The following is a 15,539-nucleotide window of genomic DNA, read 5'->3' as shown; positions in this document are numbered from 1 at the left end:
ATACAACAGATCAACGCTGAGTGTTGATCGCTTCAAGGCCGGTGTGGCCAGGCCCTGAAGTGTAAATTGGTGGAGCTAGACGGGATCGAACCGTCGACCTCTTGCATGCCATGCAAGCGCTCTCCCAGCTGAGCTATAGCCCCTCATCGTTGATGTCATCGCTGAGGACGGGGCGAATCTTAAGGGTGTATCGAAAGCCTGTCAAACTTATTTTTGAAATATTTCAAAATTTTTTGTCGGCATAACAACCACTTACCGCCCTCCCCCCGGAAAACCGGGAGTGTGGGTGCCGAAAATCATGATCAAACGATCGCAGCTTGCGGCAGCCTTGCAGGTTGACTCGGAGAATGTAGGAGCGAGCTTGCTCGCGATGGACTAGAGAGCAACGCGTTTATTCAGGAAGAACGCGTTATCGTTTACGTCCATCGCGAGCAAGCTCGCTCCTACACAGGGTCAAACGCCGTCAGGCGATATTGCCCAGCAGTTTTTCCCACTCTTTGTTTTCTTTCTTCGACACGCCGCCCAGCAGGTCGATGGCCTGGCGCAGACGGAAACGGGTCAGGTCCGGACCGAGGATCTCCATCGCATCGAGCACCGACACCGAGCTCGCCTGGCCGGTGATTGCGGCGAACATCAGCGGCATCGCATCACGCAACTTCAGCTCCAGGGACTCGACCACCGCCTGGATCGTCGCGGTGATGCTGTCCTTCTCCCACTGGCGCAGGCTTTCGAGCTTCCACAGGATCAACTGCATCAACTGGCGAACCTGATCGCCCGAGAGCTTTTTCGATTCGAACAGTTTGGCGTCCGGATTGACCCCGCCGGCGAAGAAGAAGCCAGCCAGCGGTGCCACCTGGCTGAAGGTTTCGACCCGGCCTTGCACGTGCGGCGCGATCTTCATCATGTATTCAGGGTTCAGCGCCCAGGTTTGCAGGCGCGAAGCGAACTCTTCCACCGGCAGGTCACGCAGCCACTGGCCGTTGAGCCACGACAGTTTCTCGATGTCGAAAATCGGCCCGCCCAGGGACACGCGTTTCAGGTCGAAGTGGTCGACCATTTCCTGCAGCGAGAACTTCTCGCGCTCGTCCGGCATCGACCAGCCCATGCGGCCGAGGTAGTTGAGCATCGCTTCCGGCATGAAGCCCATGCGCTCGTAGAACGTCACCGAGGTCGGGTTCTTGCGCTTGGACAGCTTGCTCTTGTCCGGGTTGCGCAGCAGCGGCATGTAGCACAGCTCCGGCTGTTCCCAGCCAAAGTACTCGTACAGCAGAATCAGCTTCGGTGCCGAGGGCAGCCATTCTTCGCCGCGCAAGACGTGGGTGATGCCCATCAGGTGATCGTCGACCACGTTGGCCAGGAAGTACGTCGGCAGGCCGTCCGTCTTCATCAGCACTTGCATGTCCATGCGGTCCCACGGGATCTCGACGTCGCCACGCAGCATGTCCGGCACCACGCAGACGCCTTCGCTCGGCACCTTCATGCGGATCACATGGGGCTCGCCGGCGGCCAGGCGGGCAGCCACTTCTTCCTTGGACAGCAACAGCGCACGGCCGTCGTAACGCGGGGTTTCGCCACGGGCCATTTGCTCGGCGCGCATCTGGTCCAGCTCTTCGGCGGTGCAGAAGCACGGGAAGGCGTGGCCCATCTCGACCAGCTGCTGGCAATACTTCTGATAGATGTCGCCGCGCTCGCTCTGCCGGTAAGGGCCGTGCGGGCCGCCGACGTCCGGGCCTTCGCTCCAGTCGATCCCCAGCCAGCGCAGGGCGTCGAAAATCTGCTGTTCGGACTCGCGGGTCGAACGCAATTGATCGGTGTCCTCGATCCGCAGGATGAACTCACCGCCGTGCTGCTTGGCAAAGCAGTAGTTGAACAAAGCGATGTAAGCGGTACCTACGTGGGGATCCCCGGTAGGCGATGGCGCGATGCGAGTGCGGACGGTGGTCATGGCATGTCTCGAAAAGAATGAAAAGCGAAGATAAAACAGGGGGCGAATGGTAACAGGCGCAGGCTGCCCGGCTCCAGTCGGTGGGGCATATAAGCCAGGGTAGTGTTTTATTTTTTCGGAATGGCGTCGGGATTAGCCTGTTGGCAAGTGGCTGATCAATGTGATTCTGGCGGGACTCGAGACCGGCAAGCACACGGAGACCGTGGCGCCCCTTTCGCTGGCAAGCCAGCTCCTACAGAGTGCCGGTGATCAGGTAGGAGCTGGCTTGCCAGCGAAGGTGGCAGGTCAGGCAACATCAATGTCGCCTGTGATGGCCTCTTCGCTGGCAAGCCAGCTCCTACAGGGTTCACGCTGTGCCCTGTGCGGGCTTGGTCCGGGCGGCGTTCCGACGAAGAGGCCCGCACATTCATCGCACATCTCAAACCGTGATCAACCGCTCCCGCAACTTGCTGATCTCATCGCGCAGCTGCGCCGCCGCTTCGAACTCCAGGTCGCGGGCCAGCTGGTACATCTTCTCTTCCAGGGCTTTGATGCGTTTGGCGATTTCGCCCGGCGAACGCAGTTCGGCTTCGTACCTGGCACTTTCCTCGGCGGCCTTGGCCATGCCTTTGCGCTTCTTGCTGCGCGAACCCGGTACGGTGGCGCCTTCCATGATGTCGGCCACGTCCTTGAATACACCCTTGGGCGTGATGCCGTTGGCCAGGTTGAAGGCGATCTGCTTGTCGCGCCGCCGTTCGGTCTCGCCGATCGCCCGCTCCATGGAACCGGTGATCCGGTCCGCATACAGAATCGCCCGGCCATTGAGATTGCGCGCCGCGCGGCCGATGGTCTGGATCAGCGAGCGCTCGGACCGCAGGAAGCCTTCCTTGTCCGCATCGAGAATCGCCACCAGCGAGACTTCCGGCATGTCCAGGCCTTCACGCAGCAGGTTGATCCCCACCAGCACGTCGAAGGTTCCGAGGCGCAGATCGCGGATGATCTCGACCCGCTCCACGGTGTCGATGTCCGAGTGCAGGTAACGCACGCGCACGCCGTGGTCGGCCAGGTAATCGGTCAAGTCTTCCGACATGCGCTTGGTCAGCGTGGTCACCAGCACCCGCTCCTCCAGCGCCACGCGCTTGGAGATTTCCGAGAGCAGATCGTCGACCTGGGTCAGTGCCGGGCGGATTTCGATTTGCGGGTCCACCAGGCCCGTCGGACGGACCAGTTGCTCGACCACGCGACCGGCGTGTTCCGCCTCGTAATTGCCCGGCGTCGCCGAGACAAAAATCGTCTGCGGGCTGATGTGTTCGAATTCGTCGAACCGCATCGGCCGGTTATCCAGCGCCGACGGCAGGCGGAAACCGTATTCCACCAGGGTTTCCTTGCGCGAGCGGTCACCCTTATACATCGCCCCGACCTGCGGCACGCTGACGTGGGATTCGTCGATCACCAGCAAGGCATCGGCCGGCAAATAGTCGAACAAGGTGGGCGGCGCCTGGCCGGATTCACGGCCCGACAGGTAGCGCGAGTAGTTTTCGATGCCGTTGCAGTAACCCAGTTCGAGGATCATCTCCAGGTCGAAACGGGTGCGCTGTTCCAGACGCTGGGCTTCCACCAGCTTGTTGTTGGACCGCAGGTAGTCCAGACGCTCCTGCAGCTCGACCTTGATCCCGTCCACGGCGCCGAGCAGGGTTTCCCGCGGCGTCACGTAGTGGCTTTTCGGGTAGAAGGTGAAACGCGGCAGCTTGCGGATCACTTCGCCGGTCAGCGGATCGAAGGCCGACAGGCTCTCGACTTCGTCGTCGAACAACTCGATGCGGATCGCTTCGAAATCGGATTCCGCCGGGTGGATATCAATCACATCGCCACGCACCCGGAAGGTTGCACGGGCGAACTCCATATCGTTGCGGGTGTATTGCAGGTCGGCGAGCCGGCGCAGCAACGCACGCTGATCGAGTTTGTCGCCGCGATCCACGTGCAGCACCATCTTCAAATAGGTTTCCGGGCTACCCAGACCGTAGATGCACGACACCGTGGTGACGATGATCGCGTCCTTGCGCTCGAGCAACGCCTTGGTGGCGGACAGACGCATCTGCTCGATGTGGTCGTTGATCGAGGCATCCTTCTCGATGAAGGTGTCCGAAGACGGCACGTAGGCTTCGGGCTGGTAGTAGTCGTAGTAGGAAACGAAGTATTCCACCGCGTTGTTCGGGAAGAACGCCTTGAATTCGCCGTACAACTGCGCGGCCAGGGTCTTGTTCGGCGCCAGCACCAGGGTCGGGCGCTGCACCTGGGCGATGACGTTGGCGATGCTGAAGGTCTTGCCCGAGCCGGTCACACCGAGCAACGTCTGGTGCGCCAGCCCGGCTTCGATGCCCTCGACCATCAGGCGGATGGCTTCCGGCTGATCGCCGGCGGGCTCGAAGCGGGTGACTAACTGGAATTCAGACATACAAAACCTCTGGGTTCGCGCCTGGCCGGTCAAACCGGACAGCAACGAAAAAGACCGCAAACGACCGATGTCGCCCGAGGAAAAAACTGGGATTGTGCTCAATGTGGCGCCGATTGCCCGCGCTTTCAAGGCAAACGTCCTACATCCCTTGAAGTCTTTGACGCCAGCAATCGACGATCGATCGAAAAATAATCGGCAAAACCTACGTTAAAAGGCGAAATGCCTGTCGCCTTGGATCAGTGATGGCCTCTATACTAGCTCCCCGTTTGTGCACCGCTCTAGTGCATTCGGCTGGAGCGCGACACGTCCCTCCACTCTCCATTCAGAGCCGCCGCAAAAATGAGCCTGTTCTCCGCTGTCGAAATGGCACCACGCGATCCAATCCTGGGCCTCAACGAAGCATTCAACGCCGATACCCGTACCAACAAGGTCAACCTGGGGGTCGGTGTTTATTGCAACGAGGAGGGGCGAATTCCACTCCTGCGCGCCGTTGTCGAAGCCGAGACGATTCGCGTCGCTCAACATGCTTCCCGTGGCTACTTGCCGATCGACGGCATCGCGGCCTATGACCAGGCCGTCCAGAAACTGCTGTTCGGCAATGACTCGCCGCTGATCGCTGCCGGCCGCGTCATCACCACCCAGGCCGTCGGCGGTACTGGCGCCCTGAAAATCGGTGCCGACTTCCTCAAGCAACTGCTGCCGAACGCCGTCGTGGCGATCAGCGACCCGAGCTGGGAAAACCATCGCGCGCTGTTCGAAACCGCCGGTTTCCCGGTGCAGAACTACCGCTACTACGACGCCGCGACCCACGACGTAAACCGTGCCGGCCTGCTGGAAGACCTGAACGCCCTGCCGTCCGGTTCGATCGTGGTGCTGCACGCCTGCTGCCACAACCCGACCGGCGTCGACCTGAGCCCGTCGGACTGGAACAACGTGCTGGAGGTGGTGAAAGCCAAAGGTCACGTGCCGTTCCTCGACATGGCCTACCAGGGCTTTGGCGATGGCATCGATGAAGACGCCGCTGCCGTGCGCCTGTTCGCCGAATCGGGCCTGACCTTCTTCGTCTCCAGCTCGTTCTCCAAATCTTTCTCGCTGTACGGCGAGCGCGTGGGCGCCCTGTCGATCGTCAGCGAATCGAGAGAAGAAAGCGCGCGCGTGCTGTCGCAAGTCAAACGCGTGATCCGCACCAACTACTCCAACCCACCGACCCACGGCGCCAGCATCGTCGCCGCCGTGCTCAACAGCCCGCAATTGCGCGCGCAGTGGGAAGAAGAACTGGCCGAAATGCGCCTGCGGATTCGCGGCATGCGCATCCAGATGGTCGACCTGCTGGCGAAAAACGCTCCACAGCGCGATTTCAGCTTCGTCGGTCGTCAGCGCGGCATGTTCTCCTACTCCGGCCTGACGGTTGAGCAAGTGACCCGCCTGCGCAACGAGTTCGGCATCTACGCGCTGGACACTGGGCGCATCTGCGTTGCGGCGTTGAACCAGAGCAACATCAAGGTCGTGACGGATGCGATCGTTGCGGTGATCTGAGTGATTCGGTGATACGAAAAACGGGAAGCCCTTGAGCTTCCCGTTTTTATTTGGCTCAGATAATTTTCAACCCACCAACCAAGCGCTCTAGACTGCACATATCTGTCCCCCTGTAGGAGCTGGCTTGCCAGCGAATGCCTCAAGCCATGCATCGCCCATGACAACGCCTTCGCCGGCAAGCCGGCTCCTACACAGGGATTTGGCGTTAACCACAATTCATCTGTACACCGGTGATCCCTGTAGGAGCTGGCTTGCCAGCGAAGGCGGCCTCGAGCCTTGCACCGCCCATGACGACGCCTTCGCCGGCAAGCCGGCTCCTACAGATTTACGTACACCCGAGAATTCTGACGAGAATGCACATGAAAAACGATGACCTACGCGCCGAGCGCGATGACCTGGACGACCTGGATGCCTTCGTCCCGCGCACCCCGGCCAAACGCGGGAACAACCTGGTGATGCAAGTGGCCACCGGCGTCTTCCTCGGCGGCCTGGCCTTGTGGCTGGTGCAACTGGCCGCGACGATGCTGTACGCCAAACTGATGCTCGGCACCATCACCTTCGGCGGTTAAGCCAGTTCGGTTGCACGCTGGCTGGCAGCATCGTCATAGGCCACATACAGCGATTCGGCGACCTGACTCTTGATCGCCTTGGTGCTTTCCAGGCCGAGGACGAAACCTTCGGCCTTGCCGCCGGCGCGGTTCAACTCGTCAGCGGTGCTGGCCTGGGTGATCGCGTCGAACAACTTCTCGGCGTGGGGCCCGACCCCTTTGGGCAGGCTGATCTGAGCGATGCTCATGCAAGCACCTCGTGGTGGCGAGGTGTGAGGATTGGGTGATTCATGGCGCGTACCTTTTCGGCGAATGGCCGGCAGCGCGTGTAACCACTTCCGGGCGGCCATGGTAGACCTCTGAGGCGAATCTGGTAACCGCCAATCACCGATAAACCACCGTCCGTCTCATTGAAACCGTCCAATAGTCAACAGATGCTTGACTTCTCTTTTTGAATCAGTAACATACACGGCATTCCGCGATAGCTCAGTTGGTAGAGCAAGTGACTGTTAATCACTGGGTCCCTGGTTCGAGTCCAGGTCGTGGAGCCAGACAGCAAGATCGAAAAGCCCCCGAATCGAAAGATTCGGGGGCTTTTTTGTGGTCGCTGGAAAAAATGGCGTGATACGTCGCGCGCCCCCCTGTAGGAGCTGGCTTGCCAGCGAAGAGGCCATAACATTCAACATTTATGTTGGCAGTTACACCGCCTTCGCTGGCAAGCCAGCTCCTACAAGGGCCGGCGCTTGTCAGTTGCACAGGAGGCGTCCCGGAGGACGCCTCTTTCAATCACACATGCTCACTGCTTTTCGCATGCCCCGCCCGCGGCTCGGCGTGCCCATGCTCATGCTCCGCCTCTACCACCGGAATCTCCTTGCCGTCGCAGTCGTGCAACTTGCCTTCGCTGAAATAATCCCCTTCGCGCAATGCCGCCAAATCCTGGTAGCGCAGCACCCGCTCGGTACCCGCCGCAAACACCGATTGCTGGTCGGAGTTACCGGCAGTGAGGTGGTTGAAGGTCAGGTTCAGCACGATGGCCATGATCGCCGAGGAGCTGATGCCCGAGTGGAAGATCGTGGCGAACCAGCTGGGGAAGTGGTCGTAGAAGCTCGGTGCGGCGATAGGGATCATGCCGAAGCCAATGGACGTGGCGACGATGATCAGGTTGACGTTGTTGCGGTAGTCGACCTTGGACAGCGTACGAATGCCGCTGGCCGCCACGGTGCCGAACAACACGATGCCGGCACCGCCGAGTACCGAGGTCGGTACCGCGGCGATGACCCGCCCCATGAACGGCAGCAGGCCGAGGATCACCAGGAACAAGCCGCCGGTGGCGACCACGAAACGGCTCTTGATCCCGGTCACGGCCACCAGCCCGACGTTCTGGGCAAAGGCGCTTTGGGTGAAGGAACCGAAGATCGGCGCGATCATGCTCGACAGCATATCGGCACGCAGGCCGTTGCCCAGGCGCTTGGAGTCAACCTTGGTGCCGATGATTTCACCGACCGCAAGGATGTCCGCCGACGTTTCCACCAGGGTCACCATGACCACGATGCACATCGACAGAATCGCCGCGAAGTGGAACGTCGGCATGCCGAAGTGGAAGGGGGTCGGGAAGCCGAACATCGGGCCTTGGGTCACCGACGAGAAGTCCGCCATGCCGAGGAACACCGCGACCACCGTACCGATGACCATGGCCAGCAGGATCGACAACCGGGAGATGGTCGCGCTGCCGATCTTGCTCAGCAACAGGACCAGCACCAGCGTCACCGCCGCCAGACCGATGTTCGCCATGCTGCCGAAGTCCGGCGCGTGACTGTTGCCGCCCATGGCCCAGCGCGCGGCCACCGGCATCAGCGTCAGGCCGATGGTGGTGATGACGATGCCCGTCACCAGCGGCGGGAAGAACTTGGTGATGCGCGAGAACACCGGCGTGATCAGCAGACCGATCAGCGACGCCGCAATCACCGCCCCGAGAATCGACTGGAAGCCACCCTCCCCGCCACTGCTGACAATCGCCACCATGGTCGCGACGCCAGAGAACGACACGCCCTGCACCAGCGGCAACTGGCAACCGAAAAACGGCAGGCCCAGTGTTTGCAACAATGTCGCCAGGCCTCCCGCAAACAATGAAGCAGCAATCAACAAACCGATGTCCGCCGGCGAGAGCCCGGCCGCCTGGCCGATGATCAAGGGCACCGCGACGATGCCGCCGTACATGGTCAGAACATGTTGCAGGCCGTAAGCCATATTCGCGCCGACCCCGAGATTTTCATCCTCGGGCCGTTGGTGTGAAACAGAGGGCGTTTTCATGGTTTGGGGGGTTCCCTGGTTTTTGTTGTGCGCACACTGTATGCAAGACTCAGGACAAATGTCTATAGAGTTGTATACAATTTCACAACATTTGGTCAGCGTCCTGTACAGGCTCGATCAACCGCTCAAGCACCCTCTTCAACCCTGCATGCGCCGGCACCCGAATCCCGAACTCGCGCTCCAGCAACGCCACCAGTTCGTCTACGTCCGCCACCTGCCGCCGCTCGCTCTCGCTGCCGACCCGATGAATCGCAAAGCTGCCGTTGTTCAGCGTACGCCGCCATCCTTCCCCCGTTCGCGCCACCATCAGTTGTTTTCTGAATGACGATTCGGAGTGGGTCGAGACGTACCAGTTGCCGACGGCGTAGTCGATGTCTTCCTGGCGTTGCAGGTCGAAGATGTACATCGCTTTCCACTCCCCGGCGACCTTGGCGCGCAGGGTGTAGCCGTCGTCATGCCGCTCGATGCGATAGGGTTCGTGGGGGGTGAGCTGTTCGGTCGCGCAATCGAGTATCAACGGTGCGGTGGGCACCATGCCGCCGAAGCCGACGTCGGTGATGTAGCGCACGCCGTCCAGGGTTACCAGGCTCAAGCGGTGCGTGCGAGCCGTCCACGCGCCTTCGGGTTGGCCCATGACGACCCGGCCGGAGATGCCGCGTGCGTCGAAGCCCAGCGCCTGGAGCAGGGCCAGGTACAGGCTGTTGAGTTCATAGCAGTAACCGCCGCGACCGTCGAACAGGACTTTTTGCTCCACGGACGGCAAGTCGATGAGCACGGGTTCGCCCGACAGGGTGGTGAGGTTTTCGAATGCAAAGGCGCCGGTGTGACGCCGTTGCAACTGGCGCAGGGTTTCCAGGGTCGGTGCCGGAGGGGCGTCGAAATCCAGATGTTGCAGGTACAACGCCAGGTGGGTCAGGCGTGGCTCGCTCATTGCTCGATCCTTATGCAGGGGGCCGCAGATCTCTGCGCTGTTGGCCGCCATGTATAAGGGAAAAACCGGTTCGACCGACAATTGATTTAGCCAATCGCCACCCGGGTAAAAATCAACGGCGCTTGCGCGAGCCCAGCCGAATCCAGGTTGGCGCATGATCGCTGGCATGGGGTTCGTTGCGCACCCAGGCGTCGACGCCCGCCTCTTGCAGATAAGGACTCAATGCCGGGTTGAGCAACAGGTGATCGATGCGCAGCCCCGAGTTTTTCTGCCAGTGCTGCCGGAAGTAATCCCAGAAGGTATACAGGCGATCTTCCGGATACAGATGGCGCAGGGAATCGGTCCAGCCCTGATCCAGCAATCGCTGGTAACACTCGCGGCTTTGCGGTTGCAGCAGCGCATCCTTGAGCCAGGACCGCGGGTTGTAGATGTCCAGGTCGGTCGGCACCACGTTGTAGTCGCCCGCCAGTACCACCGGGTGTTCGCTGCTCTGCAGGTCCTTGGCGTAAGCGATCAATCGCTCGAACCACGCCAGCTTGTAATCGAACTTCGGCCCCGGCTGCGGATTGCCGTTGGGCAGGTACAGGCAACCCACGAGGATGCCGTGCACGGCGGCCTCCAGATAGCGACTGTGGCTGTCGCTGTCATCGCCCGGCAAACCGCGCCGACTCTCCAGCGGTTGTGCATCCCGCGCCAGGATCGCCACCCCGTTCCACGACGACTGGCCTTGCCAGATCGCGCCGTAGCCAGCAGCCTCAAGCGCTGCGGCGGGGAACGCAGTGTCCACCGACTTGAGCTCCTGCAAGCAGGCAATGTCCGGTTGCTCCCGCTCCAGCCAGGCCAGCAGGTTCGGCAGCCGGGCGCGCATGCCGTTGACGTTGAACGTCGCGATTCGCAAATTCTTCATGAGGCCGACGCTCCTGATGGCGGGTGCCTAGCGTGTGACACTGGCGCGTTTGGGTGGTTGCGTCGGCGGCCTCTCATTGATGATGAATGGCGCCCCCCACCACTCGTCATCCAACCGGCACCAACTCCCCGCCCCCTCACACCAACATCAGGTAACGACTCTTCTTTTGGAGACCCACCATGATGAACAGCAAAATCACTTCGTTGTTGTTGGCCGGATTGTTATCGGTGGCGTCAGCGGCCACATTCGCAGGGTCGGGCGATGGTGCCGATGCGACCGGGACCCAATCCGGCGCTACCAGCGGTCCGACCACGCCCCCGGATAACACCCCCGGCGAGCCTTCAAGCGGTAATCGCACGGACTCGGGGGGCGACACCGGCACCAGCGGCGGGGCCAGTGGTTCTGGCTCCGGTGCGGGCGGCGGCACGGGGGCCGCAGGGGGCGGAACGGGTGGTGCGGGCGGCGGGACGGGCAGCTGAACGAATGAACGCAGCCACCCCATCGCCTTGAGTTGCGCCAGGGTTTCGATCACTTCGGGAAACGGCGGCATGCGCGGGATCGCCGCTGCCAGGCGCTGACTGTCTTCAGGAGCGCTGGACAGCCCCAGGTCTTCCAGGGCGAGGTGCAGGCCGAGGGTGCTCAACTGACGAAACGAACGATGGGGCGGGGTTTGCTCCAGCGACCTCGACCTGGAGATCCTGCGCATCGGCGTGCCTGAGGATTTCGACGCCCGACGCCTGGCGCTGATCCGGGCCGGTTTCAACCGGGCCAGACCCGAAGCGCGCCTCGAAACCTTCAGCGGCATGAGTGGCGATCTCAAACAGAAACTGAGCGCGGGCGACCTCGATATCGCGCTGGTCAAGCGCGAGCCGGACAGCGGGCCATGTTGGGCGGCGTGGCCGGAGGATCTGGTGTGGGTCAAGGGTGTGGATGTGGATACAGCCAACGCGGTGGTGCCGTTGGCGCTGTTTCCCCAAGGGCACACCCCATTCCTGCACCAGCCTGACCATCAAGGCGTGAGTTTCAGGTGTGCGTTGATTCTCCCGCTCTTTGGATCGACGAACCAATATTCGTTATTGGCCACTTTCACCAGGCTGCACTCCGTTGGATAGCCTTTGGCTTCGATACACACCACGCCGTCTTTCAACGTCCATTTTTCCTTTTCAGGTTTGTTGGGGGCCATCTCGAATATTTCTACTCCGCCAGGCGCAAAGCTCAAGGAGTAAGGATGACGGCCTTCTCGGGTAGTCCCATAGAACTTCCGGCCCTCCAATGTGCTGTGGATTTGCCCATCATCAAGCGTCACCGCCGATGCCGGCACCGGCGGCGGTTCATAGGAACTGCTGCTGGTTGCACAGCCTGCCAGACAGACCAACAGGATGGACGCGCCGAACTTTAATGAAGTCATGCCACACCTTCCTTGTAAGCGCCGGAGAAATTTCCGGTCAAACCAAAGCTTAGGCGACGCTTCATTGCTATCCGGCTGCAAGTGCCGAGCGGTTGACGGTTCCGTTGACCGATTGTCCTGATGACGCTCGCCTCTTCAAATCATCCTGTCGATTTGATCCAGCGTCACCCGCGGCACGAGCTCACCGGGAATCCGCGACGAACCGGAGAGGTTGTAGACCCGGAAATCATCATCCATGACGTACTTCGACATGATCTCAAACGACGGCAGTATTCTCGTACGAAAGTGATCGTCGAGGTTGCACGGCGAAACAACGGCGCCGGCCTTTTCATAAAAACGACCGGCCGACTGATCCAGGTCGACGCCCACCAGAAACACCTTGGTGAACCCCGCGTGATAGGCGATTTGCAACGCCAGGTAGGCCACTGTGCGGGCATCGAAAAAGCCTCGTTTGAGGTTCTTGCTGAAACCCAGGCTTCGATTGCGGCCAGTCCCTAACTTTCGTCTGCGGACAAGCTCTTTATCCCGCCGGAACAGCAACTCGCCCCAGGAGAGTTTGGGCGCCTGCGTCAGCAAATAAAGCTCGCCCTCGGGCGCCAGCGCTTCATACCTGATGAGGTCTTTCCACAAGGCTATTCGCTGGCTGCGGCGCATGGCTTCAGCAAAAAGATAAGGCTGTTGTCGGCAAAAGGCGTCGTCCGTACAGGCGTAAAAGAACGGTTTGATGTCAGGCTCGATGAACATCGAAATAGCCCCGTTCATGGTAATCATCGGAACGTCGGCATACTTCTCCAGCGGAAAATCTTTCGCGGACGCTCCCGAGGCAATGATAAACACTGGACCTTTTTGAATGTTGCGACACTCATCGAAGTCATGCACATCAAGCTGACGTGTAGTAAATGACGGTTTTTTTTGCGCAACATCCATCTTCAGATTCCCTCCTATAACGATATTAAATCCAGCGCCCTTCCTGGCTACTGTTGGTTTTGCCCCGCTACGACCGCGGGACTACCTGCGCGCTGCCAATCCAGGTCGGGTAGTTTCAACGGCTTGTTCAACCCGCGAAGTACCGCCGTGTCATACCCGTAAATGTCAGGTTTGAAAATCACCCGGCCATCGTTGCTCAAGTCTACCGTCCAATACGCCAACAATACCGGTACTTTCACGGGAAGCTTGATGTTTTCGGTTTTGCCGTTCGCCAGTTGGGCCTGGATCCCGGCGGCGTTCCAGCGAACAGGATCGTTAAACAAAAGCTCCACCAATTGCAACGGATTTTCCACCCGTATGCAGCCAGAACTGGTAGCACGGAAGGGTTTGGCAAACAGCTCACGATGCGGTGTGTCGTGGAGATAAATCGCATAGTCGTTGGGGAACCGGATCACCACCTGGCCCAGCGAGTTGTCCGCACCGGCATCCTGGCGCAGCGTGAGGCCACGCGGGTGGTCCCAATCGACGCCCGCCGGATCGAGCACATTGCCTTCGCGATCCAGGACCCTGATGCGGTTCGCGGCCAGGTAGCCAGGGTTGCTGCGAATCTTGGGCAGCATATCCTGGACCAGGATCGTCGGCGGAACGGTCCAGGTCGGGTTGAACGTGACGTAGGTAATCTCGGATTGAAACACCGGCGTACTGCGAAAAGGTTTGCCGACTTGAACCCGGGACCGCCATATCGCCTTGCCGTCGCGGTAGAGCGCCACTTTGTAGCCGGCGATATCGACGATGACGAACGTGCCCTGCAGCTTGTACAGCAACCAGCGTGCGCGCTCCATGTTCACTCGGACCTGGTCGATACGCGCCTCGACGGGCACGTTCAAGGCCGCCAGCGTCGCCGCCCCCGCCACACCGTCCGCTCCCAGGTATTGCTCGGATTGATACTTCTTCACCGCAGCGATAACGGTGTCGTCGTAGATCGTGCGCGGCGAGCGTTGCGCAGCCAGATAGCCACCCGCCACCAAACGGGCTCGCAGCTGCGCGACCGCAGCGTTATCCATGCCGGGCTTGAGCGACTGGCCTTCGGCAACCTTCGGCCAGCCACCCATCTCCCGCACTTTGCGCAATTGCGCCAGGCCCACTCGCAAGCTGCCATAAACCGTCTCTTGTGGCGGCGCTTGAGCAAACGCCCGCGCCACATCGTGGTCGTCGAGCGCGGCGAAGAAATGATTCACGTCTTCACGAGGATCAACACCGACAGGGTCGAAGTTCCAATGCATGTCCAGTCGCGACGGGTCGACCTTGCCGCGCCGCAACTGCAGCAACGCCGTTATGTAGGTACGGGTGGCCGCCATGTCGAACGCAGCGCGTTGCGCCGGGGTAGGCACCATGGACTGCATGAATGTTTGCGCCCCGGCCAGTTCGGCAATGCGAAAATCCGCGGGGTCGAGCCCGTCGACCTGGGTTTCACCCAGGCTTTTCAACAACTGGGTAACGTCGCTGTCGTGGGACCAGGCGGCGCGATAACCGCGATGGCTGTAAAAATCCATCACCACCCGGTTCACATCCACCCGCTGATGACGCGGCGAGGTGAGCAGCGGCGGGAACGCAGTTGCCAGTGGCGCCAGCTCGGCCTGAATCGCTTGAGCGACGATGTCATCAGGTGCCGTCTCGATCATCGCATCAGCTGGAGATGACAGCATGATCGGCGACGTTTGCCCCTGCGCTGCACCGCTGATCAGAAAGACCATAAAAAAGACGCGGCTTATGACGAATAACCTTGTTAACTGCACCATGGATAATCCTTAATCTCCTGCATTCATCAGCTAGCATCCTACAGACTGCTAGACTTGACACCATCTAATGAGACCCGACTATGGCGCTAGACCGCATTGGCATGGCAATCACGGCCCTGCTGCTGACCTCCCTCTCAATACCGGCAGCGTACGCCGATTCGCTTGAAGCCGCGCTGATCAAAGCGGCTCCCCATGCCAACGCCAAAGTCATCGGACTGGCGGTACGCGCTTCCCAATGTAGCATCGCCCAGGGTAAAGCCCCGGTGCAAAGACTGGCAGTGATCGATTATTCACTGCCCTCCACCGAACAGCGGCTGTGGGTTTTCGATCTGAAGAAACGCAAGTTGCTGTTCCACGAACTGGTGGCCCACGGTCGCAACAGCGGCGAGAACATGGCGGTCAAGTTCTCCAATCAGAACGAAAGTTTCGCCACCAGCCTCGGCCTGTACCGCACCCAGGCGAGCTATGTCGGGCAGAACGGTTACTCGTTGCGCATGGAAGGACTGGAGCCGGGTTTCAACGACAATGCGTTTGACCGGGCGATCGTTATCCACGGCGCGCCCTATGTCAGCCCGGTACTTGCACGGGCGAACGGGCGAATCGGTCGAAGCCTGGGTTGCCCGGCGGTACGACCGGCCATTGCGCACAAGCTGATCGACTCGATGAAAGATGGGCAGTTGCTGTTCTCTTACTATCCGGACCAGCGTTGGCTGAAGTCTTCTTCATATATCAATTGCGGTGGCGCCACAGTTGCGTCGTCTTCAAAGCCGACGACCCGCCAATAAGAACAGCGG

Annotated in this window: 13 protein-coding genes, 2 tRNA genes and 1 pseudogene; 5 read left to right on the top strand and 11 right to left on the bottom strand. The window is 60.4% G+C overall.

What is annotated here, in order from left to right; translation table 11 throughout:
* Positions 1 to 67: 67 nt before the first annotated feature.
* The 3 genes from F8N96_RS13985 to uvrB all read right to left on the bottom strand — a co-directional run bounded on the left by F8N96_RS13985 (position 68) and on the right by uvrB (position 4,379).
* Positions 68 to 143: transfer RNA gene (locus tag F8N96_RS13985), tRNA-Ala, on the bottom strand.
* A gap of 320 nt (positions 144 to 463) precedes the next feature.
* Entirely contained in the window at positions 464 to 1,945 is a 1,482-nt protein-coding gene (gene gltX / locus F8N96_RS13980) for a glutamate--tRNA ligase (RefSeq protein ID WP_150798298.1), read from the bottom strand.
* A 418-nt stretch (positions 1,946 to 2,363) separates the two neighbouring features.
* Entirely contained in the window at positions 2,364 to 4,379 is a 2,016-nt protein-coding gene (gene uvrB, locus F8N96_RS13975; RefSeq protein WP_150798297.1) for an excinuclease ABC subunit UvrB, read from the bottom strand.
* 339 nt (positions 4,380 to 4,718) lie between these two features.
* Between uvrB and F8N96_RS13970 the strand changes: the two genes are divergently transcribed.
* Together F8N96_RS13970 and F8N96_RS13965 are read left to right on the top strand one after the other, a co-directional pair.
* Positions 4,719 to 5,915 (top strand): amino acid aminotransferase, encoded by a 1,197-nt coding sequence (locus tag F8N96_RS13970; RefSeq protein ID WP_150798296.1) that lies wholly within the window; start codon positions 4,719 to 4,721, stop codon positions 5,913 to 5,915.
* 359 nt (positions 5,916 to 6,274) lie between these two features.
* Positions 6,275 to 6,484, top strand: a complete 210-nt coding sequence (locus F8N96_RS13965) for a hypothetical protein (RefSeq protein WP_064676809.1) — start codon at positions 6,275 to 6,277, stop codon at positions 6,482 to 6,484.
* Here the strand turns inward: F8N96_RS13965 and F8N96_RS13960 are convergent.
* Positions 6,481 to 6,711 carry a hypothetical protein gene (locus tag F8N96_RS13960; protein WP_008007186.1) on the bottom strand — a complete coding sequence of 77 codons (231 nt, stop codon included), beginning with the start codon at positions 6,709 to 6,711 and terminating at the stop codon, positions 6,481 to 6,483. The genes F8N96_RS13965 and F8N96_RS13960 overlap by 4 nt on opposite strands.
* A 227-nt stretch (positions 6,712 to 6,938) precedes the next feature.
* Here F8N96_RS13960 and F8N96_RS13955 point away from each other — a divergent pair.
* A tRNA-Asn gene (locus tag F8N96_RS13955) sits at positions 6,939 to 7,014 on the top strand.
* A gap of 235 nt (positions 7,015 to 7,249) precedes the next feature.
* On the opposite strand, the gene F8N96_RS13950 is transcribed toward F8N96_RS13955, so the two are convergent.
* From F8N96_RS13950 to F8N96_RS35775, 4 genes are all read right to left on the bottom strand, one after another.
* Entirely contained in the window at positions 7,250 to 8,773 is a 1,524-nt protein-coding gene (locus F8N96_RS13950; RefSeq protein WP_150798295.1) for a nucleobase:cation symporter-2 family protein, read from the bottom strand.
* Between the two features lie 82 nt (positions 8,774 to 8,855).
* Positions 8,856 to 9,704, bottom strand: a complete 849-nt coding sequence (locus F8N96_RS13945) for an arylamine N-acetyltransferase family protein (protein WP_150798294.1) — start codon at positions 9,702 to 9,704, stop codon at positions 8,856 to 8,858.
* A 112-nt stretch (positions 9,705 to 9,816) separates the two neighbouring features.
* Positions 9,817 to 10,611, bottom strand: coding sequence for an exodeoxyribonuclease III (locus F8N96_RS13940; RefSeq protein WP_150798293.1), 795 nt, complete (start codon positions 10,609 to 10,611; stop codon positions 9,817 to 9,819).
* A gap of 136 nt (positions 10,612 to 10,747) precedes the next feature.
* Complete coding sequence (locus F8N96_RS35775) at positions 10,748 to 11,317, bottom strand: hypothetical protein (RefSeq protein WP_318187371.1); 570 nt, start codon at positions 11,315 to 11,317, stop codon at positions 10,748 to 10,750.
* Here F8N96_RS35775 and F8N96_RS13925 point away from each other — a divergent pair.
* A pseudogene (locus tag F8N96_RS13925) lies at positions 11,286 to 11,591 on the top strand (LysR substrate-binding domain-containing protein); the annotation flags it as partial. The gene F8N96_RS35775 and the pseudogene F8N96_RS13925 overlap by 32 nt on opposite strands.
* A 29-nt stretch (positions 11,592 to 11,620) precedes the next feature.
* On the opposite strand, the gene F8N96_RS13920 reads toward F8N96_RS13925, so the two are convergent.
* The 3 genes from F8N96_RS13920 to F8N96_RS13910 form a co-directional block, all read right to left on the bottom strand.
* Positions 11,621 to 12,019 (bottom strand): hypothetical protein, encoded by a 399-nt coding sequence (locus F8N96_RS13920; RefSeq protein ID WP_150798292.1) that lies wholly within the window; start codon positions 12,017 to 12,019, stop codon positions 11,621 to 11,623.
* 135 nt (positions 12,020 to 12,154) lie between these two features.
* On the bottom strand, positions 12,155 to 12,946 hold the full coding sequence (locus F8N96_RS13915) for a lipopolysaccharide biosynthesis protein (RefSeq protein WP_150798291.1): 792 nt from the start codon (positions 12,944 to 12,946) through the stop codon (positions 12,155 to 12,157).
* A gap of 47 nt (positions 12,947 to 12,993) precedes the next feature.
* Positions 12,994 to 14,745, bottom strand: a complete 1,752-nt coding sequence (locus tag F8N96_RS13910) for a L,D-transpeptidase family protein (RefSeq protein WP_150798290.1) — start codon at positions 14,743 to 14,745, stop codon at positions 12,994 to 12,996.
* An 80-nt stretch (positions 14,746 to 14,825) separates the two neighbouring features.
* Between F8N96_RS13910 and F8N96_RS13905 the strand changes: the two genes are divergently transcribed.
* Positions 14,826 to 15,530, top strand: a complete 705-nt coding sequence (locus F8N96_RS13905) for a murein L,D-transpeptidase catalytic domain family protein (RefSeq protein WP_150798289.1) — start codon at positions 14,826 to 14,828, stop codon at positions 15,528 to 15,530.
* The last annotated feature ends 9 nt before the right edge of the window (positions 15,531 to 15,539 follow it).

The sequence above is a fragment of the Pseudomonas fluorescens genome (genome assembly GCF_902497855.1).
Lineage (GTDB): Bacteria > Pseudomonadota > Gammaproteobacteria > Pseudomonadales > Pseudomonadaceae > Aquipseudomonas > Aquipseudomonas fluorescens_BI.
The sequence above is the reverse complement of the archived record's forward strand: the minus strand, read 5'-3'. Positions and strand labels throughout refer to the sequence as shown.